Annotated in this window: 19 protein-coding genes; 8 read left to right on the forward strand and 11 right to left on the reverse strand. The window is 65.4% G+C overall.

Annotated features, from left to right (window positions below; genetic code table 11):
- Positions 1-6: 6 nt before the first annotated feature.
- A complete protein-coding gene (gene gcvA, locus HV798_RS23690; protein ID WP_175193966.1) occupies positions 7-927 on the reverse strand; it encodes a transcriptional regulator GcvA in 921 nt (306 codons plus the stop codon).
- A 188-nt stretch (positions 928-1,115) separates the two neighbouring features.
- On the opposite strand from gcvA, the gene HV798_RS23695 reads away from it, so the two are divergent.
- The 5 genes from HV798_RS23695 to HV798_RS23715 all read left to right on the forward strand — a co-directional run bounded on the left by HV798_RS23695 (position 1,116) and on the right by HV798_RS23715 (position 6,106).
- Positions 1,116-2,105, forward strand: a complete 990-nt coding sequence (locus tag HV798_RS23695; RefSeq protein ID WP_025140332.1) for a Bug family tripartite tricarboxylate transporter substrate binding protein — start codon at positions 1,116-1,118, stop codon at positions 2,103-2,105.
- A gap of 73 nt (positions 2,106-2,178) precedes the next feature.
- Entirely contained in the window at positions 2,179-3,054 is an 876-nt protein-coding gene (locus HV798_RS23700; protein WP_025140331.1) for an N-formylglutamate amidohydrolase, read from the forward strand.
- A 175-nt stretch (positions 3,055-3,229) separates the two neighbouring features.
- Positions 3,230-4,348, forward strand: a complete 1,119-nt coding sequence (locus HV798_RS23705; RefSeq protein WP_175193965.1) for a Re/Si-specific NAD(P)(+) transhydrogenase subunit alpha — start codon at positions 3,230-3,232, stop codon at positions 4,346-4,348.
- A gap of 4 nt (positions 4,349-4,352) precedes the next feature.
- Positions 4,353-4,670: an NAD(P) transhydrogenase subunit alpha part 2 gene (locus tag HV798_RS23710; protein WP_006393790.1), complete on the forward strand. Its 318-nt coding sequence runs from the start codon at positions 4,353-4,355 to the stop codon at positions 4,668-4,670.
- Positions 4,667-6,106 (forward strand): NAD(P)(+) transhydrogenase (Re/Si-specific) subunit beta, encoded by a 1,440-nt coding sequence (locus HV798_RS23715; protein WP_175193964.1) that lies wholly within the window; start codon positions 4,667-4,669, stop codon positions 6,104-6,106. Before HV798_RS23710 ends, HV798_RS23715 begins: the two co-directional genes overlap by 4 nt.
- Positions 6,107-6,222: 116 nt before the next feature.
- Here the strand turns inward: HV798_RS23715 and glcF are convergent, their stop codons facing one another.
- From glcF to tldD, 6 genes are all read right to left on the reverse strand, one after another.
- A complete protein-coding gene (glcF, locus tag HV798_RS23720; protein ID WP_175193963.1) occupies positions 6,223-7,452 on the reverse strand; it encodes a glycolate oxidase subunit GlcF in 1,230 nt (409 codons plus the stop codon).
- 6 nt (positions 7,453-7,458) lie between these two features.
- Positions 7,459-8,562, reverse strand: a complete 1,104-nt coding sequence (gene glcE, locus HV798_RS23725) for a glycolate oxidase subunit GlcE (RefSeq protein WP_175193962.1) — start codon at positions 8,560-8,562, stop codon at positions 7,459-7,461.
- Positions 8,563-8,574: 12 nt separating this feature from the next.
- Positions 8,575-10,074, reverse strand: coding sequence for an FAD-linked oxidase C-terminal domain-containing protein (locus HV798_RS23730; RefSeq protein ID WP_025140326.1), 1,500 nt, complete (start codon positions 10,072-10,074; stop codon positions 8,575-8,577).
- Between the two features lie 251 nt (positions 10,075-10,325).
- Positions 10,326-11,735, reverse strand: a complete 1,410-nt coding sequence (locus HV798_RS23735) for an FAD-binding oxidoreductase (protein WP_025140325.1) — start codon at positions 11,733-11,735, stop codon at positions 10,326-10,328.
- Positions 11,736-11,829: 94 nt separating this feature from the next.
- Complete coding sequence (gene aroG / locus HV798_RS23740) at positions 11,830-12,903, reverse strand: 3-deoxy-7-phosphoheptulonate synthase AroG (protein WP_025140324.1); 1,074 nt, start codon at positions 12,901-12,903, stop codon at positions 11,830-11,832.
- 334 nt (positions 12,904-13,237) lie between these two features.
- The gene (tldD, locus tag HV798_RS23745) at positions 13,238-14,698 is read right to left on the reverse strand and encodes a metalloprotease TldD (protein ID WP_175193961.1); all 1,461 of its coding nucleotides are present in this window, start codon (positions 14,696-14,698) and stop codon (positions 13,238-13,240) included.
- Positions 14,699-15,479: 781 nt separating this feature from the next.
- Between tldD and HV798_RS23750 the strand changes: the two genes are divergently transcribed.
- Entirely contained in the window at positions 15,480-15,866 is a 387-nt protein-coding gene (locus tag HV798_RS23750; RefSeq protein ID WP_025140322.1) for an H-NS histone family protein, read from the forward strand.
- Positions 15,867-15,953: 87 nt separating this feature from the next.
- Here HV798_RS23750 and HV798_RS23755 read toward each other — a convergent pair whose 3' ends face one another.
- Positions 15,954-16,592, reverse strand: coding sequence for a DUF4136 domain-containing protein (locus HV798_RS23755; RefSeq protein WP_175193994.1), 639 nt, complete (start codon positions 16,590-16,592; stop codon positions 15,954-15,956).
- 150 nt (positions 16,593-16,742) lie between these two features.
- On the opposite strand from HV798_RS23755, the gene pepN reads away from it, so the two are divergent.
- Together pepN and HV798_RS23765 are read left to right on the forward strand one after the other, a co-directional pair.
- The gene (gene pepN, locus HV798_RS23760) at positions 16,743-19,448 is read left to right on the forward strand and encodes an aminopeptidase N (RefSeq protein ID WP_175193960.1); all 2,706 of its coding nucleotides are present in this window, start codon (positions 16,743-16,745) and stop codon (positions 19,446-19,448) included.
- Positions 19,449-19,458: 10 nt separating this feature from the next.
- Positions 19,459-20,484, forward strand: coding sequence for a class 1 fructose-bisphosphatase (locus tag HV798_RS23765; RefSeq protein ID WP_175193959.1), 1,026 nt, complete (start codon positions 19,459-19,461; stop codon positions 20,482-20,484).
- Positions 20,485-20,588: 104 nt separating this feature from the next.
- Here the strand turns inward: HV798_RS23765 and HV798_RS23770 are convergent, their stop codons facing one another.
- From HV798_RS23770 to HV798_RS23780, 3 genes are all read right to left on the reverse strand, one after another.
- Positions 20,589-20,810 carry a YgdI/YgdR family lipoprotein gene (locus HV798_RS23770; protein ID WP_006393778.1) on the reverse strand — a complete coding sequence of 74 codons (222 nt, stop codon included), beginning with the start codon at positions 20,808-20,810 and terminating at the stop codon, positions 20,589-20,591.
- Between the two features lie 154 nt (positions 20,811-20,964).
- Entirely contained in the window at positions 20,965-22,374 is a 1,410-nt protein-coding gene (gene thrC / locus HV798_RS23775) for a threonine synthase (protein ID WP_175193958.1), read from the reverse strand.
- Entirely contained in the window at positions 22,371-23,675 is a 1,305-nt protein-coding gene (locus HV798_RS23780; protein ID WP_175193992.1) for a homoserine dehydrogenase, read from the reverse strand. Before HV798_RS23780 ends, thrC begins: the two co-directional genes overlap by 4 nt.
- Positions 23,676-23,693 lie beyond the last annotated feature (18 nt).

Genomic DNA, 23,693 nt, shown 5'->3' on the forward strand with positions numbered 1-23,693 from the left:
GCCATTTTACTGTGGGCTGGCGGCTTCCTGCGGCTGCGGCTCGGCCGCCCGCGAAACTTCCATCAACCAGGTGCGGAACGCCTGCAGGGTCGGCAGATTGGCCTTCTGGTCTGGGTAGCACAGGTAATACCCCATACGGGCGCGGATCGGCAGCTGGATGGCGACCGCCAGCTTGCCGTCGCGCAGCTCGTCCTCGATCAGGCAGCGCGGAATCAGCGCCACGCCGAAACCGGCGGCGGCAGCTTGCGACAGCAGCGCATATTGATCAAAGCGTGCGCCTTCCAGGCTGCGGCGGGTATCGCAGCCGGCCTGCTCGAACCAGTCCCGCCAGCCTTCCAGGGCCGACGTATGGTGCAGCAGCGGATAGGCCAGCAGGTCTGGCGGCGAGCCGCAGCCCCCGGGAATCAGGCGCGGGCTACAGACCGGCAGGATTTCACGGCCGACGATATAGTCGGCGCCGCTGCCGGGCCAGATGCCTTCGCCAAAGCGCACGGCGGCGTCGAGTTCGGGGGTGGAAAAGTCGTAGCCCTGGCGGTGCGGCAGGAATTCGACGTGGATGTCGGGGCGCAGCCGCATGAAGGCCGTCAGGCGCGGGATCAGCCAGCGCGCGCCGAAGGTCGGCATACAGGTCAGGTTGAGCGTGCCGCCCTGCCCCTGGTGTGCGATCAGCTCGACGGTGGCAGCTTCGATCTGGCCCAGCCCGGCCTGCACCTTGGTCAGGTAGCTGCGGCCGGCCTCGGTCAGAACCAGGCCTTGCCTGATCCGCAGGAATAGTTCGACCCCGACGAACTCCTCCAGGTGTTTCACTTGCTTACTGACCGCGCCCTGCGTCACGCACAATTCCTGGGCGGCGCGGGTAAAGCTGCTGTGCCTGGCGGCCACTTCAAACGCCTGCAGGTCGGTCAACGAAGGACAGAACCGTCTCATGTCGCAGAACTCCCATGCCCGGTCCGGCTGGCGCGAAGTTACAAAAAGAAACTTCGCCGCAAAAGAGGCATGAAAAAAAGTCATAGCTTACGGAGAAACTTTCGTTTGCGCAAACCCGCCCCGCACGAAAGAATCGCCCTGTTTGCGTCTGCCTTTGCGCATCCGCGTTCCAATTCATAGGGGAATTCATGCAACGCCGTAATGTAGTCCTGGGCCTGTGTGTCGCTGCCGCGACCCTGGCCACGCCGCTGACCTCGAGCATCGCCCATGCCGAAGATGCCTACCCGAGCAAGCCGATCCGACTGATCGTGCCGTTCCCGCCCGGAGGCACCACCGACATCGTCGGCCGCCTGTTCGCCGACAAGCTGGGCAAGGAACTGAATCAGACCGTAGTGGTGGAAAACCGCGGCGGCGCCGGCGGCTCGATCGGCAGCGCGTTTGTCGCCAGCAGCGCACCGGACGGCTACGTGCTGGGTATCGCCACCGTCAGCACGCACGGCATCAATCCGGCCATCTACCCGAACCTGCCGTTCGATGGCGAAAAGGACTTCACGCCGGTCTCGAACCTGGCGGCCGTGCCGAACATCATGACCATCAACCCGAAGGTGCAGGCCAAGAACATGGCCGAGTTCATCAAGCTGGCCAAGAGCCAGCCGGGCAAGCTGACGTACGCCTCGGCCGGCAATGGCTCGGTGTCGCACATGATGGGCGAGTTGTTCAAGATGGCCTCGGGCACCGACCTGATGCACGTGCCGTACCGCGGCGTGGGCCCGGCCCTGAACGACGCGCTGGCCGGCCAGGTCGACGTCATGTATGACAACCTGCCGTCCACCCTGCCGCACGTGCAGTCCGGCCGCCTGATCGCCATGGCCGTCGCCGCGCCCAAGCGCGTGGCCAGCCTGCCCGACGTGCCCACGTTCGCCGAAGTCGGCCTGCCGGCCGTCAACGACGCCTCCTGGTTCGGCCTGGTCGCCCCGGCCAAGCTGCCCGAGCCCATCCTGGCCAAGCTGAACGCCGCCGTTCAGAAGGTCAGCGCCGACCCCGACGTCAAGACGCGCCTGGAAGCGCTGGGCGCCGAACCGGCCGCCAACAGCTCGGCTGACTTTGCCAAGCAGATCTCGGCGGAAATCGCCAAGAACAAGCGCATCGCCAAAGAAGCCAACGTGAAGATCGACTAAGCGATCTTCGGTCCCCGCCCGCCGCGCTGAGCGCGCGGCGGGGACCTCCGATTCACGAACGCAACACCCCTATATGCGAATTTCCCAACCCCTGTCTTACCGGCTCGACCTTCCGCAGCAATATCCGAATTCGGCGCCCTCGGCCCCTCTCGTGCTGGACTCCCCGCACAGCGGCACCGCCTACCCGCCCGACTTCGCGCCCGCGGTGGCCTTTGGCGCATTGCGCACGGCCGAGGACACCTGGGTTGACGACCTGTGGGGCGACGCCGTCGACATGGGCGTGCCCCTGATCGCCGCCGGCTTCCCGCGCGCCTACATCGACGCCAATCGCGCTCCCGACGAAATCGACCAGCTGCTGCTGGACCAGCCGTGGCCCGGCCCGGTCAATGCCTCGCCCAAGGTCAAGCTGGGCAAGGGCCTGATCTGGCGCATGCTGGACGACGGCACCCCGCTGTACGACCGCAAGCTCACCGTGGAAGAAGTCACGCACCGCATCGAAGCCTGCTGGAAGCCTTACCACGCCGCCCTGGGCCAGGTGCTGGACAGCGCCCACCAGAAGTTCGGCAAGGTCTGGCACATCAACTGCCACTCGATGCCCAGCGTGGCCGGCGCCTACGCCACCGACCGTCCTGGCCTCGTTCACCCCGACTTCGTGCTGGGCGACCGCGACGGCAGCACCAGCGACCCGGCCTTCCGTGAATTCATCGCCGCGTGGCTGCGCGAGCGCGGCTACAACGTCACCGTGAACGATCCCTACAAGGGCGTCGAACTGGTGCGCGCGTTCGGCCGCCCCGACGAAGGCCGCCACAGCCTGCAGATCGAGATCAACCGCAATCTGTACATGGACGAAGTCAGCCTGCGTCCGTCGGCCAACTACGGCCGCCTGAAAGCCGACCTGCGCGACCTCACCGCCGCGCTGATCGACTGGACTCGCGCGCAGACGGCCTGACGCCGGACGCCTGCGCGCCAGTGCCGGCCAGCAGCCCATCAGACTGGCCGGTATGACCGAGGCGCAAGCCTCAAAGCCCCATGGTTAACCCCATGGGGCTTTCTTTTGGGCGGCCGGGCCGTCCACGGGCGGGGCAGTGTATAACTACGGCGAACCTTCTTAGGAGAGGCGTCGTATGCACATCGGGATACCCAAAGAAACCCGAGACGGGGAAACCCGTGTCGCAGCAACACCGGAAACCGTCAAGAAGTACGTCGGCGGCAAACACACCGTAGTCGTGGAACGTGGCGCGGGCAGCGCCGCGCGCTATCTCGATGACGCCTACGAGGCCGCGGGCGCCACGCTCGGCACCGCCCAGGATGCGCTGGGGGCCGAGCTGGTCATGAAGGTTCGCGCCCCCTCTCCCGCCGAATTGCCGCAGATGAAATCGGGCACCGTCGTCATCGGCATGCTCGATCCGTTCGACGCCGAAGGCCTGCAGCAGATGGCCGGCGCCGGCCTGGTCGGCTTCGCGCTGGAAGCCGCGCCCCGCATCACCCGTGCGCAAAGCCTGGACGTGCTGTCGTCGCAGGCCAACCTGGCCGGCTACAAGGCCGTGCTGCTGGCGGCCCACCACTACGGCCGCCTGATCCCCATGATGATGACCGCCGCGGGCACGCTCAAGGCTGCCCGCGCCGTGGTGCTGGGCACCGGCGTGGCCGGCCTGCAGGCCATCGCCACGGCCAAGCGCCTGGGCGCGGTGGTCGAGGCATCCGACGTGCGCCCTGCTGCGCGTGAGCAGGTCGAATCGCTGGGCGCCAAATTCATCGACGTGCCCTTCGAAACCGACGAAGAGCGCGAGATCGCGCAAGGCGTGGGCGGTTACGCGCGGCCAATGCCGCCGGCCTGGATGGCGCGGCAGGCGGCGCTGGTGTCCGAACGCTGCAAGCAGGCCGACATCGTCGTCACCACGGCGCTGATTCCCGGCCGCCCGGCGCCCACGCTGGTCTCGGCGGAAACGGTCGCGGCCATGAAGCCCGGCTCGGTGCTGGTGGACCTGGCGGTCGAGCGCGGCGGCAACTGCCCGCTGTCCGAGAAAGGCAAGGTGGTGGAAAAGCACGGCGTGACCCTCATCGGCCTGACCAACCTGCCCGGCCTGGTGGCCACCGATGCGTCGGCGCTCTACGCCCGCAACATTCTCGACTTCCTGAAACTCATCATCAATGCGGACGGCGCGCTGGCGATCCAGCGCGACGATGAAATCGTGGCGGCCTGCCTGGTGTGCGAAGGCGGCAATGTGACGCGGAGGAACTGACAGCATGGAAGCGATCAACCCCACCCTGATGAATCTCATCATCTTCGTGCTGGCCATCTATGTCGGCTACCACGTGGTCTGGAACGTCACCCCGGCGCTGCATACGCCGCTGATGGCCGTCACCAACGCCATCTCGGCCATCATCATCGTCGGCGCCATGCTGGCAGCCGCGCTGACCGAAGGCGGACTGGCGCGCGGCATGGGCGTATTCGCCGTGGCGCTGGCCGCGGTCAACGTGTTCGGCGGCTTCCTCGTCACGCGGCGCATGCTGGAGATGTTCAAGAAAAAAGACAAAAAGCCCGCCAAGGAGGAAGCGAAATGATCTCGCTCAACCTTGTCACGCTGCTGTACCTGATCGCGTCGGTGTGCTTCATCCAGGCGCTCAAGGGCCTGTCGCATCCCACCACGTCGCGGCTGGGCAACGCCTTCGGCATGGCGGGCATGGCGATCGCCGTGCTGACCACCGGCGCGCTCATCGTCGGCCTGGCGCGCTCCGGCACGGCCACCATCGGGCTGGGCTGGGTGCTGCTGGGCCTGCTGGTGGGCGGATCGGTCGGCACGCTGATGGCCAAGCGCGTCGAAATGACCAAGATGCCCGAACTGGTTGCCTTCATGCACAGCATGATCGGCCTGGCGGCCGTGGCCATCGCGGTGGCGGTGGTGGCCGAGCCTCACGCCTTCGGCATCGTCGCGGCCGGCACGCTGATTCCCACCGGCAACCGCTTCGAGCTGTTCATCGGCACCTTCGTCGGCGCCATCACCTTCTCAGGTTCCGTCATCGCCTTCGGCAAACTGTCCGGCAAGTACAAGTTCCGGCTGTTCCAGGGCGCACCGGTCGTGTTCCCGGGCCAGCACATGCTCAACCTGGCGCTGGCGCTGCTGATGCTGGCCATGGGCGTGTGGTTCATGCTGACCCAGGACTGGACGCCCTTCGTCATCATGACCCTGATCGCCTTCGTGCTGGGCGTGCTGATCATCATCCCCATCGGTGGCGCCGACATGCCCGTGGTGGTGTCGATGCTGAACAGCTATTCGGGGTGGGCGGCGGCGGGCATCGGCTTCTCGCTGAACAACCCGATGCTGATCATCGCAGGGTCGCTCGTAGGTTCGTCGGGCGCCATCCTCTCGTACATCATGTGCAAGGCGATGAACCGGTCGTTCTTCAACGTGATCCTGGGCGGCTTCGGCGGCCAGGCCGGCGCCGCCGCGGCCGCGGGCGGCACCGCGCAGCGCAGCGTCAAGTCGGGCAGCCCCGACGACGCGGCGTTCCTCATGACCAACGCCGAAAGCGTGACCATCGTGCCGGGCTACGGCCTGGCCGTGGCCCGCGCGCAGCACGCGCTCAAGGAACTGGCTGAAAAGCTGACCGAGCGCGGCGTAACGGTCAAGTACGCCATCCACCCGGTCGCCGGCCGCATGCCCGGCCACATGAACGTGCTGCTGGCCGAGGCCGAAGTGCCCTACGACCAGGTCTTCGAAATGGAAGACATCAACAGCGAGTTCGGCCAGACCGACGTGGTGCTGGTGCTGGGGGCCAACGACGTGGTCAATCCGGCCGCCAAGAATGACCCCAAGTCGCCGATTGCCGGCATGCCCATCCTGGAAGCCTACAAGGCCCGCACGGTGATCGTGAACAAGCGCTCGATGGCCTCCGGCTACGCCGGCCTGGACAACGAACTGTTCTACATGGACCGCACCATGATGGTCTTTGGCGACGCCAAGAAGGTGCTCGAAGACATGGTCAAGGCCGTGGAATGACGCGGGCGCCTGCCTGGGCGCTATCCAGCAAGGCGGCGCGATAAGCGCCGCGCCACCCGACCTTGCATCCGGCTCCCCGCGGCGCTCAAGCGCCGCGGGCGACTCTCCCGCCGCGGTTAGGCGCGGGCCAGATGCTCGTCCACCACCTCGATCCAATGCCGCACGGGCGTATCCGTGCCGCTTTGCAGATGGCCGATGCAGCCGATGTTGGCCGACAGAATCACATCCGGTGCCCCCGGCGCAATGGCGCCCAGTTTGCGGTCGCGCAACGTCAGCGCAATCTCCGGATTCAGCACCGAATAGGCGCCCGCCGAGCCGCAGCACAGGTGCTTGTCGGCAAACGGCAGCAGCTCGAACCCAAGGTCCGCCAGCAGTTGCTCCGACAACGGCCGCAGGCCTTGCCAGTGCTGCAGCGTGCAGGGCGGATGATATGCCGCCCGCAGGCCCTTGCCCGCCAATCGCCCGCGCAGCTGCGCGGCATGAGGCGCCACGATTTCCGCCACGTCCTTGACCCGCGCGACGATGTCGGCCGCCCGCTGGGCGTAGGCCGGATCGTGGCGCAAATGGTGGGCGTATTCCTTGACCATGGCGCCGCAACCCGACGCGTTCATGACAATCGCTTCGACCGCACCGTCCTGCACCAGCGGCCACCAGGCATCCACATTCGCGCGCATCTGGTCCAGCGCGGCTGCCTGCGCATCCAGGTGAAAGCTGGCCGCGCCGCAGCAGCCGGCGCCGGGCGCGATGCGTGCACCGATGCCCACCGCATCCAGCACCCGGATGGTGGCCGCATCAATCGTCGGCATCATGGCCGGCTGCACGCAGCCGGCCAGCATCAGCACCTGCCGTGCATGCCCTTCAACCTGCGGCAGCGCGCCGGGGGCGCGGCGTTCGGGCACCTTGCGCTTGAGGGCCTCGGGCAACAGGCCGCGCACGGCCTGGCCCATGCGCATGGCCGGGCCGAACAGGGGCGACAACATGGCCCGTCGCAGCATCTTGCGCTTGGCCTTTTCGGCCCATGGCCGCGGCACGCGCTCTTCCACGATCTGGCGGCCGATGTCGATCAGATGGCCGTACTGCACCCCTGAGGGGCATGTGGTCTCGCAATTGCGGCAGGTCAGGCAGCGGTCCAGATGCTGCTGCGTGGACTGGGTGGGCTCCGCGCCTTCCAGCACCTGCTTGATCAGGTAGATGCGGCCGCGCGGACTATCCAGTTCGTCGCCCAGCACCTGGTAGGTCGGACAGGTGGCCGTGCAGAAGCCGCAATGCACGCAGCGCCGCAGGATCGCGTCGGCCTCTTTTCCCAGATCGGTATCACGGGCCCAGGCTGCCAGATTGGTTTGCATGATGCGCTATAGCTCCAGGACCAGGCGGCCGGGGTTGAACAGGCCGGCCGGGTCGAGTTCTTGCTTGAGACGGCGGGTGATCAACGCGATGCCCGGCGACAACGGATGGAACACGCCATCGGCCGGCGGCTTGACGCCCGCCGGTCGAAACAAGGTCGCATGGCCGCCCAGCCGCTGCGCCAGCTCGCGCAGCTCGGCGGCATCCTGCTGACCGGACAGCCAGCGTTGGCCGCCGCCCCACTCGATCAGCGTCGGGCCATGCCCGAGCGCGGCCGCGGTGGGCGGCAGGGCCAGCCGCCACAAGGGTCGGGCGGGGGCGAAGAACGCATGCGTCTGTTCGCGCAGCCCCGTCCACCAGGACTGGGCTGCATCGGGCGCCAGCGCGTCGCCGCCGATCAGTTGCCGCGCGCTGGCTATGGCCGGCGGCGCGCCGGACAGGCGCACATGCATCAAGCCTTCGTCCTGGGCCGCTCCCGTCCAGCTGGTCGCGGAAATCGGCAGCGGCTTGCCTCGCCACAGCGCAAAGCTGGCCAGGGCCTGCGCCTGCGTGGACGGCAACGCCAACGTCACCTCCTCGATCGGCTTGGGCACGACTTTCAGCGACACCTCGAGAATGGCGCCGAAGATCCCGTGCGACCCAGCCAACAAGCGTGACACGTCATAGCCCGCCACGTTCTTCATGACCTCGCCGCCGAACGACAGCACCCGGCCATCCGAATCCAGCAGCCGCGCGCCCAGCACGAAATCGCGCAAGGCGCCGGCGCTCATGCGGCGCGGCCCCGACAGGCCGGCTGCCACGCAGCCGCCCACCGTCGCCGCGGGTGAAAAATGCGGCGGTTCGAAAGCCAGCATCTGCCCATGTTCGGCCAGCGCCGTTTCCAGTTCGGCCAGCGGCGTACCGGCGCGCACGGTCACCACCAGCTCGGAGGGGTGATAACTGACGATGCCGCGAAACGGCGTCATGTCCAGCAGGCAATGGCCGTCTTGCGGCGTCACAGGCCGGTAGTTGCCGTAGAACGCCTTGCTGCCGCCGCCCATGACGAACAGCGGCTTGTGACCGGCGCGCGCCGTCATGACCTGGTCGCACAATTCCGACAGGACGAAATCCATAGGGGGAACGTCCTAGAAGCGAGCGAGATCCGGGAAGCGCAACTCGCCCGCATGCACATGCATCTTGCCGTATTCGGCGCAGCGGGCCAGCGTGGGGATGACCTTTTCAGGATTCAGCAGGCACGGCGGGTCGAACGCCCGCTTGACCGCCAGGAACGCGTCGAGTTCTTCGCGAGAGAATTGCACGCACATTTGATTTATTTTCTCCATTCCCACACCGTGCTCTCCAGTCACGGTTCCTCCTACCTGCACGCACAGTTCGAGTATGGCGGCGCCGAATTTCTCGGCACGCTCCACTTCGTCCGGTTTATTCGAATCGAACAGGATCAACGGATGCAGGTTGCCATCGCCCGCATGAAAGACGTTGGCGCAGCGCAGGCTGAACTCGTCTTCCATTTGTTCGATGGCGCCCAGCACCCGTGCGAGATGACGGCGCGGAATCGTGCCGTCCATGCAGTAGTAATCGGGCGACACGCGCCCGGCGGCGGGAAACGCGTTCTTGCGTCCCGCCCAGAATTTGAGCCGCTCGGCTTCGGAGGCAGACACCTGGCAACGGGTGGCCCCGGCCGCGCGGAAGATGGCTTCCATGCGTGCGATCTCGTGCGCCACTTCATCCGGCGTGCCATCCGATTCGCACAGCAGGATGGCCTGCGCGTCCATGTCGTAGCCCGCGCGCACGAAGGGTTCGACCATGTGCGTGGCGCGGCGGTCCATCATTTCCAGGCCGGCCGGAATGATGCCGTCGGCGATGACCTGCGTGACGGCGTTGCCCGCCGCCTCGACGCTGGCAAAACTGGCCATCACCACCTGCGCGCAGGCCGGCTTGGGAATCAGCTTGACGGTCACTTCAGTCACCACGCCCAGCATGCCTTCCGAGCCGATGAACACTGACAGCAGGTCCAGGCCGGGGGCGTCAGGCGCTTCCGAACCCAGTTCCACGACGTCGCCGTCGATGGTGACCATGCGCACCCGCAGCACGTTGTGCACCGTCAGCCCGTATTTCAGGCAATGCACGCCGCCGGAGTTTTCCGCGACGTTGCCGCCAATCGAACAGGCAATCTGGCTGGAAGGGTCCGGCGCGTAGTACAGCCCGTAAGGCGACGCGGCTTCGGAAATGGCCAGGTTGCGCACACCCGGCTCGACCACCGCAGTCGCGCTGGCCAGGTCGATATGCTTGATGCGGTTGAATTTGGACAGGCCCAGCAGCACGCCCTGGCTGTGCGGCATCGCACCGCCAGACAAGCCCGTGCCGGCGCCGCGCGCCACCAGCGGCGCATTGAGCCGCTTGCAGATGCGCATGACCGACTGCACCTGCTCTTCGGTTTCCGGCAGGGCCACCACGGCGGGCAAGGCCCGGTACAACGACAACCCGTCGCATTCGTACGGGCGCGTGTCCTCTTCGCGAAACAGCACGCAATGCGACGGCAGCGCGGCCGACAACGCCTCGACGAGTTGCTGCAACGAATAAGGCGCCTGCACGTGTGCCAGGCCGGTTTCGACCAGAGAATTCATGAGCGCAACAATAGCGCGACCGCAGGCTGGACGCAGGCCGGGATTTACCCGCATCCTGCGTATACCGTGCGTATGGCCAACAGGCGAGACGGCCGATGCAGACGTAACCAGCCGTAAAGTGCGCCCGAATTCATTCCCATCAGGTGAGAACGCCCCGGCCCATCGGGCAAAACCCGCCTGGCCCGCCCCGTCTCAATGAAAAAGGCCGGCGGGTTGCCCCGCCGGCCTTTTACGTACCGCCTGACGGCGGCTTACCAGGACACGATCTTGCCCGGGTTCAGGATGTTGTTCGGATCAAATGCGTGCTTGAGGCTGCGCATCAGTTCCAGGGCGTGGTCGCCATGCTCTTCGGCCATGAATTGCATTTTGTGCAGGCCCACACCGTGTTCGCCGGTGCAGGTGCCATCGGCCGCGATGGCGCGGCGCACCAGGTTGTGGTTGATGGTTTCGGATTCCTGCCATTCGCGTTCGCTGTCGGCGTCCAGCAGCATCAGCACGTGGAAGTTGCCGTCGCCCACGTGACCCACGATGGTATACGGGAAGCTGGCGCGGTCCAGTTCTTCGACGGTGTCGCGCACACAATCGGCCAGGCGCGAGATCGGCACGCAGACGTCGGTGGTGCTGGCGCGGCAGCCGGGGCGCAGCTGCAGGCCGGCGAAATAGGCGTTGTGGCGAGCGGTCCAGAGGCGGCTGCGGTCTTCGGGCCGTTCGGCCCATTCGAAGTCCATGCCGCCGTGTTCGGCGGTGATCGCCTGCACGGTTTCGGCCTGTTCCTGGACGCCGGCCGGGCTGCCGTGGAACTCAAACACCAGCAGCGGGGTTTCGCGCAGCGTCAGCTTGCTGTGCAGGTTCACCGAGCGCACGCTGGCCGCGTCCATGAATTCGACGCGGGCCACCGGCACGCCCATCTGGATGATTTCGATCACGCTTTGCACGGCGGCATCGAGCGTGGGGAAATTGCAGACCGCGGCCGACACGGCCTCGGGTTGCGGATACAGGCGCACCGTCACTTCGGTGATGATGCCCAGCGTGCCTTCGCTGCCCACGAAAATGCGGGTCAGGTCGTAGCCGGCCGACGACTTGCGGGCGCGGCCCGCGGTGCGCACGATGCGGCCATCGGCGGTGACCACGGTCAGCGACATCACGTTTTCGCGCATGGTGCCGTAGCGCACGGCGTTGGTGCCCGAGGCGCGCGTGGCGGCCATGCCGCCCAGGCTGGCGTCGGCGCCCGGATCGATCGGGAAGAACAGGCCGGTGCTGCGGATTTCTTCGTTGAGCTGCTTGCGCAGCACGCCGGCCTGCACCGTGGCGGTGAGGTCTTCGGCGTTGACGGCCAGCACCTTGTTCATCTGCGACAGGTCCAGGCTGATGCCGCCCTGGATCGCCAGGATGTGGCCTTCGAGCGACGACCCGGCGCCGTAGGGAATCAGCGGCACGCGGTGCTCGTTGCACAGCTTGGCGACCTCGGCGACTTCTTCGGTGGTGTGGGCGAAGACGACCGCGTCCGGCAGCATGGCGGGATACGGCGATTCGTCGCGGCCGTGGTGCTCGCGCACCGCGGCGGATTCGGAAAAGCGGTCGCCGAAACGGGCGCGCAGGGCCTCCAGACAGGCGGCCGGCACCGCGCGGCGCAGCGATTCAGCGTGCAAGGGAGCGTTCATGATCAGCGTTTTCTCGGATGGGACGATCCGGATATTTTACGCCGCCCCCGGGCGCCGCAAGTCGCCCCAAGGGGCGGCTTGCGGTAAGCCGAGGTCACTTGCCCGAAGTCAGCGCCACGCGGCGGCGTTCGCGCACCGCATGCGCCAGGCGTTCCAGCACGGCCACCGAGGCGTCCCAGTCGATGCAGCCATCGGTGATGCTCTGGCCATAGACCAGCGGCGTGCCCGGCACCATGTCCTGGCGGCCGCCCAGCAGGTGGCTTTCGACCATGACACCGACCAGGCGCGCATCGCCCGCTTCCATCTGGCGCGCGACGTCTTCGATCACCAGCGTCTGGTTCTCGGGCTTCTTGCTGCTGTTGGCGTGGCTGGCATCGACCATGACGCGCTGCGCCAGGCCGGCCTTGGACATGTCCTGGCAGGCCGCGTCGACGCTGGCGGCATCGTAGTTCGGCGTCTTGCCGCCGCGCAGGATGACGTGACAGTCCTCGTTGCCCGCGGTCGAGACGATGGCCGAATGCCCGCCCTTGGTCACCGACAGGAAATGGTGCGGCTGTGAAGCCGCCTTGATCGCGTCGACCGCGATCTTCACATTGCCATCCGTGCCGTTCTTGAAACCCACCGGACACGACAAGCCGGAAGCCAGTTCGCGATGCACCTGGCTTTCGGTCGTGCGCGCCCCGATCGCCCCCCAGGAGACCAGGTCCGCAATGTATTGCGGAGTAATCATGTCCAGGAACTCGCATCCCGCCGGCAGGCCCAGGCTGTTGATGTCCAGCAGCAGTTCGCGGGCCACGCGCACACCCTTGTTGATATCGAAGCTGCCGTTCAGGTCGGGATCATTGATCAGGCCCTTCCAGCCCACCGTGGTGCGCGGCTTCTCGAAATACACACGCATCACGATTTCCAGGTCCGCGCTCAGGCGGTCGCGTACCGGCTTCAGGCGCTTCGCATACTCGATCGCGGCACGGGTGTCGTGGATCGAGCAGGGCCCGATCACGACGATCATGCGATCGTCCATGCCGTGCAGGATGCGGTGCATCGACTGCCGGGCGGAGAACACGGTATCGGATGCCTCTTTCGTGCATGCGAACTCGCGCATCACGTGCGCGGGCGGGTTCAGTTCTTTGATTTCTCGAATGCGAAGGTCGTCGGTATTGTGTGACACGGTACTGCTCCTGGGTTTCCCGCCACGGGGCGCATGCTCCGGGGTTGTTTCCTCAAGCTGGCGGCACAAAAAAAGCCGCCAGTTCGCTGGCGGCTTTTTTGGGGGGGATTCTTTCCAAACTTCAGATTGAGCGCGTCCCTTCCTCCGCCAGCGGCTTCAGAAAACCATAAAAATAAAAGTAAAAGGCGGGGGACGCGAATTTCATAGCGAAAGACTCTAGCACAATTTTCCCAAACTGTCCCGAAAGAATTGCCGTCCGGCCGCCCGGCCGCCCGAAGGCCGGACAGCCCCCTCGGGGTGCAGCCAGCGCGAACCGCGCGGCGTGGGGGCTTTACTAGGCTGTTCCGCCGACCGTCAGGCCTTCCATGCGGACCGTGGGCATGCCTACGCCCACCGGCACGCTCTGGCCGTCCTTGCCGCAGGTGCCCACGCCCGAATCCAGCTTCAGGTCGTTGCCGATCATGGACACACGCGTCATGGCGTCGGGACCGTTGCCGATCAGGGTGGCGCCCTTGACCGGGTAGGTGATCTTGCCGTCTTCGATCATGTAGGCCTCGGACGCCGAGAACACGAACTTGCCGTTGGTGATGTCGACCTGCCCACCGCCGAAGTTGGCCGCATACAGTCCGCGCTTGACCGACGAAATGATTTCCTCGGGCGCCTTGTCACCGGCCAGCATGTAGGTATTGGTCATGCGCGGCATCGGCAGGTGCGCAAACGACTCGCGCCGGCCGTTGCCGGTGGCGGCGGTCTTCATCAGGCGGGCGTTCAGGGTGTCCTGCATGTAGCCGCGCAGGATGCCGTCTTCGATCAGGACATTGCGCTGCGTGGCATTGCCCTCGTCGTCGATGTTGAGCGAACCGCGGCGGTCCGGAATGGTGCCGTCGTCGATCACGGTGACGCCCTTGGACGCCACGCGCTCGCCGATGCGGCCGGAGAACACGCTGGAACCCTTGCGGTTGAAATCGCCTTCCAGGCCATGGCCGACGGCTTCGTGCAGCAGGATGCCGGGCCAGCCCGAGCCCAGCACCACGGTCATTTCGCCGGCCGGCGCGGGACGCGCTTCCAGGTTGACCATGGCCTCGTGTACGGCGCGCTCGACGTAGCTTTGCAACATTTCGTCCGTGAAATAAGCCAGGCCAAGACGGCCGCCGCCGCCGGCATGGCCCATTTCGCGACGGCCGTTGCGTTCGGCAATGACGGTGAGCGACAGGCGCACCAGCGGACGCACATCGGCGGCCAGGCGGCCGTCGCTGCCGGCCACCAGCACCACGTCGTATTCGGCGCCCAGGCCGGCCATGACCTGGATCACGTGCGGGTCACGGGCACGCGCCATGCGCTCGATGCGTTCGAGCAGCGCCACTTTCTCGGGTGCGCTCAGCGTTGCGACGGGGTCGATGTCCGCATACAGGCTGCGGCCCATTTCGGCTTCGACCTGGGCCGCCACCTTGACCTTGCCCGCGCCGCGCCGGGCAATGCCGCGCACGGCGTGGGCCGACGACAGCAGCGCGTCGGCCGACAGCGAATCGGAATAGGCGAAAGCGGTTTTCTCGCCGCTCACGGCACGCACGCCCACGCCCTGGCTGATCGAGAAGCTGCCGGTCTTGACGATGCCCTCTTCCAGACTCCAGCCTTCGCTGCGGGTGTACTGGAAGTAAAGGTCGGCATAGTCGACCTTGTGGGTGAAGATTTCGCCCAGCGCGCGCGCCATGTCGGCCTCGGTCAGCCCCCAGGGGTCGAGCAACAGCGATTTGGCGGTGGCCAGGGAAGCAATAGCGGGATCGATGATTTTCATAGGACTCTGTTGGGGGGCGCCGGCGCGGGAACGCGCCTGCATTGACGCTCAAGCCTCTATCGTAACGCCGACACGGGCCCGGCGTCCCCAGCGCGGGATATTACCTATCAAGTTAACAAATCAGGGACTGACTCAAACTACGTATTGACCACATTGAAAACCGGCAAATGGTCCCGTTGGAAAAGCGCAGGACGTGCCGGCCACCCGGTTTCGAGCGCCAGGCCCAGGGTCGGCGCTGTCATTTCAAACTTGTCATACAACTGGAACGAAAAACTAAAACCTGTGAATACACCCGAGCAATAAGTCGTCGTATATCTCAGCTGTAGTGCACCGATGAAAATAGGCATACCCGTAGAAACCGCAAAACATTTGCGCATGACGCGGCCGCGTTCAACCGCCGGTTGAGCGACGAATCAGCCCCATTCTCAGCATTCGAGAAACCCGAAATGCGCTGACCGCGCAACGGGAAAAACGGCGATTTTCCTGACATCCGCTCGCTTCATGAAACAAAAAGCGCTTTTTTCAAGTCCTGGAACAGACATTCGTCCGCCTCATGAACCAACGCTTCATTTGTTTCAATTAGTCCCAAATTTGGGAATATCATTCCCAATACTTGTTCTTGGCGGGAACCCGCAAGTCTAAACACTCTCCGGCGGTTTTGATACAAAGTAATTAGTCCGGAACTGCGGCAATCAAGCTCCAATTTCTGTATTATGCGAAGCACAACAAATAAACATAACTTCGCCGGCGATTAAAGCAGTTCCATAATCAGGAATAAACCATGGCCCGAGAAACCTACGCAGCTCTGCAAGCAAAGATCGAAAAGGAAATCAACAAGCTCCAAAAGAAGGCTGAAGTCCTCCAAACCAAGCGCCGCAAGCCCGTGATCGCTTCGATCATCACGTCCATGCGCGAGTACGACATCACCCCGGACGAAATTGCCGCCGCTTTCGGCTCGAACAAGCCCGCCCGTGCAGCCACGCCCAGCAGCCGCCGCAAGGCTGGCGCTGCCGCCCGCCCCGCCAACGCCGCCAAACGCGCCGTTGCGCCCAAGTACCGCCACCCCCAAACCGGGGAAACCTGGAGCGGTCGTGGCAAGGCGCCGCGCTGGCTCGCCGCCGAAGAAGCCAACGGCGCCACGCGCGACAGTTTTCTTATCAAAGAATAAAACCTATTATTCAGTAAGAAAAATAAAAGGCGCACCACTTTGGTGCGCCTTTTTTATTTTAACGCCGCATGCGCGGCACCTGAAATTTCACTGAACCGGGAACTGGATTTCACGTTCTGCGCCATTATTTCCCGGGAAATTGTCAAATATTGCACGGACCAGATAGGGCATCGTGCGAATGAAATTGTCCCGTTCGCTGAGTATGAAGGCGCTGGACCGGTATACCTCGGCGCCGCCCCGCTGGGTGTCGTGGATCTGCAGGGTCAAGGTATTGCGCTGGACGACCATGGGCACATCGACCCATTCCGGCCCCCAGTAACCGTAGTAACCGCCCCAAGGCCGCGGCCCGTAGAAGCCGCCGTAGCCGTAACCGCCGTTGTAATACGGGTCGTACGGACGCCGTACCATGATCTGGGTCTGCGTCGTTCCATACTTGAACGAGACGTCAAAACGGGCCTTGGCGCCGCCCTGGGCCTCGACCAGCCCGGTCGCGCCGATACCGGCGCGGACCATATCCTGGTAGGACTGGTATTCCAGATTATTGGCTTGCGAGGCGTCGGCCGGCACGAACTGGTAGGTCTGGCCTTCGACGCCGGTCGGCCATTGCTGGAATGAGGTGACGCGGGCCGACACCGTCGGGGCCGCACATCCGCTCAGTACCAATGCCCCCATGACAGCCAGTACCGCGGCCCAGCGGCCGGCATTGAAACGGGAAGAACGGGACATTTGCGACTCCTCATTGCGCGCGACGGCGCCATCATACTGACGTTTGACCGTGCGGGCCGGCAAAAGTTTGCGGTAGACCATCAGGCGACCCTGCACCCGCCTGCCCAGCCACTACAATAGGAATCTCCGTTCATACAGGACTGCAATCCCATGCGCACAGACACGCCCGTTACCGTATACCGCAAGGATTACCAGCCCTACCCCTACGATATTCCCCACGTTGCGCTGGCATTCGACCTGGCCCCTGAGGCCACCGAGGTGCGCTGCGTCATGCAGGTGCAGCGCAAGGCCGACGCCAGCGCCGATGCCGCCCTGGTGCTGGACGGCGAAGACCTGGAACTGGTCTCGGTTGCCGTCGATGGCCAACCGCTGGCCGCCGACCGCTACCACCAGTCCGAGCACAGCCTGGCACTGTACGGCCTGCCCGCCGACGCCTCGGTGGAAATCGTCAGCCGCTGCAAGCCTGCCGCCAATTCCACGCTGATGGGCCTGTACGTATCGGGCGGCAATTTCTTCACGCAATGCGAGGCCGAAGGCTTTCGCCGCATTACCTGGTTTGCCGACCGCCCCGACGTCATGTCGCGCTACCGCGTGACCCTGCGCGCCGAGCCGGCCTACCCCGTACTGCTCTCCAACGGCAACCTGGTCGCCTCGCGCCAATTGCCCGACGGCCGCAACGAAGTCGAATGGGAAGACCCGTTCCCCAAGCCCTGCTACCTGTTCGCCCTGGTGGCCGGCAACCTGACCCACCGCGAAACCACCGTCAAGACCGCCAGCGGCCGCGACGTGCTGCTGCAGGTCTATAGCGACCCGGGCGCCGAGACCAAGACCGAATGGGCGCTCGATTCCCTGGTGCGCGCGCTGCGCTGGGACGAAACCCGTTTCGGCCTGGAACTCGACCTGGACCGTTTCATGGTGGTGGCCGTCCATGATTTCAATATGGGCGCGATGGAAAACAAGGGCCTGAACATTTTCAATGCCGCCTATGTGCTGGCCGACGCCGAGACGGCCACGGACGCCAATTACGAGGGCATTGAATCGGTCATCGGCCATGAATACTTCCATAACTGGACCGGTAACCGCGTCACGTGCCGCGATTGGTTCCAGCTCAGCCTGAAAGAAGGCCTGACCGTATTCCGCGACCAGGAATTCAGCGCCGACATGATGGCGCAGGACATGGACGAAGCGGCCGCCGCCAGCGCCCGCGCCGTGAAACGCATCGACGATGTCGTCACCCTGCGCGCCGCGCAGTTTCCTGAAGACGCGGGCCCGATGGCCCACCCGATCCGGCCTGACAGCTACCAGGAAATCGGCAATTTCTATACCGCCACGGTGTACGAGAAAGGCGCCGAAGTCATCCGCATGCAGCACACGTTGCTCGGTGAAGCCGGTTTTCGCGCCGGCATGGACGAATACTTCCGCCGCCACGACGGCCAGGCCGTGACCTGCGACGACTTCGTCGCCGCCATGGAATCGGTGTATGTGCGCCAGCATCCCGGACGCGACCTCGCCGTGTTCCGCAACTGGTATCGCCAGGCCGGCACGCCGCGCGTGACGGTCAAGCTCGAGCACGACGCCGCCACACGCCGCGTCACGGTGACGCTGTCGCAGGATTGCCAGCCGGTCGGCGTCGAAAAGAAAGCCCCCGCCGGTTTCGTCAAGGCGCCCTACCATATCCCCTTCGCCATCGGCCTGCTCGACCGGGAAGGCCGCGCCCTGCCCCTGCGCCACGAAGGCGCCGAACGTGAAACCGCCTTGCTGGAACTGACTACCCAGACCCAGCAATGGCACTTCGACGGCATCGACGCGCTGCCGGTGCCGTCCTTGCTGCGCGATTTCTCGGCCCCCGTGATCGTCGACTACGACTGGACCGACGCCGAACTCGCGTTGCTGTCGGCGCACGACAGCAACCCGTTCGCGCGCTGGGAAGCGGGCCAGGAACTGGCCACGCGCCAGATCCTGAGCCTGGCCGATGCCCGCCAGGCCGGCCGCACGCTGCACGCGGACCCCGCCTTCATCGACGCCTGGCGCGCCCTCCTGACGGACCCCAGCCTGGACGCCGCCTACCGCGCCCGGGCGCTGGCGCTGCCGTCGGAAAAGACGCTGGCCGAGCGCATGCAGGCCGTGGACCCGCCGGCCCTGGCCGTGGCCCGCGATTTCCTGCGCGCCGAACTGGGCCGGCAATTGGCCGCGGAGTTCCGCCAGGCCTTCGACGACAACCAGACGCCGGGCGAGTACAGCCCGGCGCCGGTGCCGGCCGGCAAGCGCGCCCTGAAGAACCTGGCGCTCAGCCACCTGATGGCTGCAGGCGAACACGAGGCGCAGCGCCTGGCCGAGCAGCAATACGAACACGCCGGCAACATGACCGACAGCATGGCCGCGCTGTCTGCGCTGATCAACTACGGCCAGGGCGAATTCCCGCAACAGGCGCTGGCCGCGTTCTACGACAAGTGGCAGGACAACGCGCTGGTGGTGGACAAGTGGTTTGCCTTGCAGGCGGCGGCTCGCTACACCACCGTGCAGACGGCGCGCGAGCTGATGAAACACCCGGCGTTCACGCTGCGCAACCCCAACCGCGCACGTGCCCTGGTGTTCCAGTTCTGCCTGAACAACGCCCGCGGCATGCACCATCCCGACGGCACCGGCTACGCCTTCTGGGCCGAGCAGGTGCTGGCGCTGGACGCCCTCAACCCGGAAATCGCCGCCCGCCTGGCGCGCGCGCTGGACAACTGGTCGCGCTTCGTGCCGGCCTTGCGCACCCCGATGCAAGCGGCCCTGCAACAGGTCCGCGGGCACGAGGGGCTGTCGCGCAACGTTCAGGAAATCGTATCCAAGGCATTAGAATTCGCAGCATAGGGAGAACCTTTTGAAACGTAAAACACTTACCCAATACCTGGTCGAGCAGCAACGCTCCGCCCAGGCCCTGGCCCCCGAAGTGCGGCTGCTCATCGAGGTCGTCGCGCGCGCCTGCAAGGCGATCAGCCATGCGGTCAGCAAGGGCGCCCTGGGCGGCGTCCTGGGCAGCCTCGAAAGCGAGAACGTGCAGGGCGAAGTCCAGAAGAAGCTGGACGTCCTGTCCAACGAAATCCTGCTCGAAGCCAACGAATGGGGCGGCCACCTGGCGGCCATGGCCTCGGAAGAGATGGAAACCATCCACCTCATCCCGAACCGCTACCCCAAGGGCGAATACCTGCTGCTGTTCGATCCCCTGGATGGCTCGTCGAACATCGACGTGAACGTCTCGATCGGCACCATCTTCTCGGTGCTGCAGGCGCCGCACAATGTGTCGGGCGCCCCGGTCTGCGAAGCCGACTTCCTGCAACCGGGCAACAAGCAGGTCGTGGCCGGCTATGCCGTGTACGGCCCGCAGACCATGCTGGTGCTGACCATCGGCAATGGCGTGGTGGGCTTCACGCTGGACCGCGAAATGGGCTCGTGGGTGCTGACCCACGAAAACATCCGGGTGCCGGAAGACACCAAGGAATTCGCGATCAACATGTCGAACATGCGTCACTGGGCCGCCCCGGTCAAACGCTACGTCGACGATTGCCTGGCCGGCACCACCGGCCCCCTGGGCAAGGACTACAACATGCGCTGGATCGCCTCGATGGTGGCGGACGTGCATCGCATCCTGACCCGTGGCGGCATTTTCATGTACCCCTGGGATGCCCGTGAACCCGGCAAGGCCGGCAAGCTGCGCCTGATGTACGAAGCCAACCCCATGAGCTTCCTGGTCGAGCAGGCCGGCGGCGCGTCGATCAACGGCGAACAGCGCATCATGGACATCCAGCCGGACAAGCTGCACCAGCGCGTGAGCGTCATCCTGGGTTCGAAGAACGAAGTCGAACGCGTGGGCCGATATCACGCCGAGGCTGCGGCAGCGGCCAAATAAGCCCCGTCGTCACACGGCGCCCATGCAAAAGCCCCGGCCTAGGCCGGGGCTTTTTTCTTGCGCGGCGCCTGGGCGCGGCGACTGGCACGCGGCGTGCGCCGGTCCTACTTCACTTCTTCGATGGACTTCACGTCGTCCTTGTTGATCTGGACCTTCTTGCCGTCCTTGTCGTACTCGTACATGCCCGACTTCTTGTCATAGGTGGGCGTATCCGGGGTGACGGTCGAGGTCCCGTCCCGTTGCTGAATGACCGAGGGCGACGAGCATCCGGCCAGCACCCCAACTCCGGTCACCACCAGGGCCAACGTCATGGTCTTCAGGTTCATGGGCGTGTTCTCCGAGTGTGAATGGTGGATTCACTGTATCGGATGATGGCGCGCAATAAGTGACGGGTTGTGGCCAAAGTGCGTAAGAACGTAAAAAACCCCTCGCGGCTCACACCGGCGAGGGGTTGCAACCCAATACATCCGCAAGCAGCCTTTACACCTTGGCGTGGGCCTCGATGTAGCGGCGCACGGCGGCGGCATCGCAGTCCATCACTTCGACGCGCTGCGGCAGCGATTCCAGGTTGGCCAGGTTGCCCGGCGGCGTGGCCGGACGGCCCAGCGCGGCCTCGATGGTTTCCGAGAACTTGGCGGGCAAGGCGGTTTCGAGCACCAGCATCGGCACGCCCGGTTCGACGTGATCGCGCGCGACCTTGACGCCATCGGCGGTGTGCGGATCGACCAGCACGCCGGTCTGGTCGTACAGCGAGCGGATGGTGGCCAGGCGGTCTTCGTGCGAGCTGGCGCCCGACACGAAGCCGTAGCGTTCTTCGAATTGCGGCTTCAGGGCCGACAGGTCGAAGAAGCCGTCGCGCGCCAGGTCGGACCACAAGGCCTTGACGCGGGCGGCATCGCGGCCAACCAGGTCGAAGACGAAGCGCTCGAAGTTCGAGGCGCGCGAGATGTCCATCGACGGGCTGGACGTGGCGTAGGTCTGCTCGGCCGGACGCGGACGGTAGACGCCGGTGCGGAAGAATTCTTCCAGCACGTTGTTCTCGTTCGTGGCCAGCACCAGGCGGCGCACGGGCAGGCCCATGCTGCGCGCGATATGGCCGGACAGGATATTGCCGAAGTTGCCCGACGGCACGGCAAACGAGACCTGCTGGCCCGGCTTGTCGGTGGCGCGCAACCAGCCGTGGAAGTAGTACACCACCTGCGCAGCGATGCGCGCCCAGTTGATGGAATTGACCGCACCCAGGCGGTACCTGGACTTGAACGCCAGGTCGCCGGCCAAGGCCTTGACGATGTCCTGGGCTTCGTCGAACACGCCGCGCACGGCGATGTTGTGGATGTTCTCGTCTTGCAGCGAGTACATCTGGGCGCGCTGGAACGCGCTCATGCGGCCGTGCGGCGACAGCATGAACACGGCCACACCGCGCTTGCCGCGCAGCGCGTATTCGGCGGCCGAACCCGTATCGCCCGAGGTGGCGCCCACGATGTTGAGCGTGGTGTTGCGCCGGGTCAGCACGTATTCGAACACCTGGCCCAGGAACTGCATGGCCATGTCCTTGAAGGCCAGGGTCGGCCCTTCGGACAGGCCCAGCAGCGACAGGCCGTTGTCCAGCGGACGCAGCGGGACGATGTCTTCGCTGTTGAAGATCTGCGACGTGTACGCGGCGCGGGTCAGGCCACGCAGGTCGTCGGCCGGAATGTCGGTGGCAAAGCGCGACAGGACCTCGAACGCCAGGTCGGCATACGGCAGGCCACGCCAGGACTCGAGCGTTTCCGCCGAGATCTGGGGCAGTTGCTCGGGCACGGCCAGGCCGCCATCCGGCGCCAGCCCTTCAAGCAGGATGTCGGAGAACGGCTGGGGGGCCATGCCCCCTCGGGTCGAGAGGTAGTTCATGCCAAATGCTCCACGCGCAGGCGGGTGACCTTGGACCGCACGAACGGCAAGGCCTCGATGCGCTCGATGGCTTGATTGACGTTGCCTTCCACCGCTTCGTGCGTGAGGAAGATGATGTCCGCGCCGCCGATGTGCGAAGGCTGCTGGATCATCGACCCGATCGAGATCGAGCGATCGGCCAGAATGCGCGCGATGTCGGCCAGCACGCCCGGCTGGTCATCCACGCGCAAGCGCAGGTAGTACGACGTGCTGACCTGTTCGATCGACAGGATCGGCGTATCCGACATGGCGTCCGGCTGGAAGGCCAGGTGCGGCACGCGGTTGCCCGGGTCGGCGGTGTGCAGGCGCGTCACGTCGACCAGATCGGCCACCACTGCCGAGGCGGTGGGCTCTTCGCCCGCGCCCTGGCCGTAATACAGCGTGGGGCCGACGGCGTCGCCCTTGACCAGCACGGCGTTCATCGCGCCTTCGACATTGGCCAAGAGGCGCTCGGCCGGCACCAGCGCCGGGTGCACGCGCAATTCGATGCCATCGTTGCGGCGCTTGGTGATGCCCAGCAGCTTGATGCGGTAACCCAGGCGTTCGGCGTGCTCGATGTCTTCGGCGGCCAGTTGCGAGATGCCTTCGATGTAGGCGCGATCGAACTGCACCGGCACGCCGAAGGCCAGCGACGCCAGCAGCGTCAGCTTGTGCGCGGCGTCCACGCCTTCGACGTCGAAGGTGGGGTCGGCTTCGGCATAGCCCAGGCGCTGGGCTTCGGCCAGCACGTCGGCGAACGGCAGGCCGCGCGAGCGCATTTCGGACAGGATGAAGTTGGTGGTGCCGTTGATGATGCCGGCGACCCACTGGATGCGGTTGGCGGTCAGGCCTTCGCGAATGGCCTTGATGATGGGGATGCCGCCGGCCACCGCGGCCTCGAACGCCACCATCACGCCGCGCTCGGACGCTGCAGCGAAGATCTCGTTGCCGTGCTTGGCCAGCAAGGCCTTGTTGGCCGTGACCACGTGCTTGCCGTTGGCGATGGCTTCGAGCACCAGCTCGAGCGCCAGGGTGTCGCCACCGATCAGTTCGACGACGATGTCGATGTCGGGGTCGCGCACCAGCGCGTGCACATCGGTATCGACGCGCAGCGCGTCGCCGACGCGCGCGCGGGCCTTCTGCACGTCGCGCACGGCGGCGCGGGTGACTTCAATGCGGCGACCCGCGCGGCGCGCGATCTCTTCCGCATTGCGCGACAGCACGGTCCACGTGCCACCGCCGACCACGCCCAGACCGAGCAGGCCCACTTTCATGGGATTCATCGCGGCGCCCTCTGCGGG

Source organism: Achromobacter deleyi, assembly GCF_902859705.1.
GTDB classification, from domain to species: Bacteria; Pseudomonadota; Gammaproteobacteria; order Burkholderiales; family Burkholderiaceae_B; genus Achromobacter; species Achromobacter deleyi.

Excerpts from the sequence above, each read along its gene's own strand:
- gcvA (WP_175193966.1), bottom strand. The coding sequence starts at position 927 with ATGAGACGGTTCTGTCCTTCGTTGACCGACCTGCAGGCGTTTGAAGTG.
- HV798_RS23705 (WP_175193965.1), top strand. The coding sequence starts at position 3,230 with ATGCACATCGGGATACCCAAAGAAACCCGAGACGGGGAAACCCGTGTC.
- tldD (WP_175193961.1), bottom strand. The coding sequence starts at position 14,698 with ATGAAAATCATCGATCCCGCTATTGCTTCCCTGGCCACCGCCAAATCG.
- HV798_RS23730 (WP_025140326.1), bottom strand. The coding sequence starts at position 10,074 with ATGAATTCTCTGGTCGAAACCGGCCTGGCACACGTGCAGGCGCCTTAT.
- HV798_RS23700 (WP_025140331.1), top strand. The coding sequence starts at position 2,179 with ATGCGAATTTCCCAACCCCTGTCTTACCGGCTCGACCTTCCGCAGCAA.
- HV798_RS23735 (WP_025140325.1), bottom strand. The coding sequence starts at position 11,735 with ATGAACGCTCCCTTGCACGCTGAATCGCTGCGCCGCGCGGTGCCGGCC.
- pepN (WP_175193960.1), top strand. The coding sequence starts at position 16,743 with ATGCGCACAGACACGCCCGTTACCGTATACCGCAAGGATTACCAGCCC.
- glcF (WP_175193963.1), bottom strand. The coding sequence starts at position 7,452 with ATGCAAACCAATCTGGCAGCCTGGGCCCGTGATACCGATCTGGGAAAA.
- HV798_RS23710 (WP_006393790.1), top strand. The coding sequence starts at position 4,353 with ATGGAAGCGATCAACCCCACCCTGATGAATCTCATCATCTTCGTGCTG.
- HV798_RS23780 (WP_175193992.1), bottom strand. The coding sequence starts at position 23,675 with ATGAATCCCATGAAAGTGGGCCTGCTCGGTCTGGGCGTGGTCGGCGGT.
- glcE (WP_175193962.1), bottom strand. The coding sequence starts at position 8,562 with ATGGATTTCGTCCTGTCGGAATTGTGCGACCAGGTCATGACGGCGCGC.
- HV798_RS23750 (WP_025140322.1), top strand. The coding sequence starts at position 15,480 with ATGGCCCGAGAAACCTACGCAGCTCTGCAAGCAAAGATCGAAAAGGAA.
- HV798_RS23695 (WP_025140332.1), top strand. The coding sequence starts at position 1,116 with ATGCAACGCCGTAATGTAGTCCTGGGCCTGTGTGTCGCTGCCGCGACC.
- HV798_RS23755 (WP_175193994.1), bottom strand. The coding sequence starts at position 16,592 with ATGTCCCGTTCTTCCCGTTTCAATGCCGGCCGCTGGGCCGCGGTACTG.
- HV798_RS23715 (WP_175193964.1), top strand. The coding sequence starts at position 4,667 with ATGATCTCGCTCAACCTTGTCACGCTGCTGTACCTGATCGCGTCGGTG.
- HV798_RS23770 (WP_006393778.1), bottom strand. The coding sequence starts at position 20,810 with ATGAACCTGAAGACCATGACGTTGGCCCTGGTGGTGACCGGAGTTGGG.
- thrC (WP_175193958.1), bottom strand. The coding sequence starts at position 22,374 with ATGAACTACCTCTCGACCCGAGGGGGCATGGCCCCCCAGCCGTTCTCC.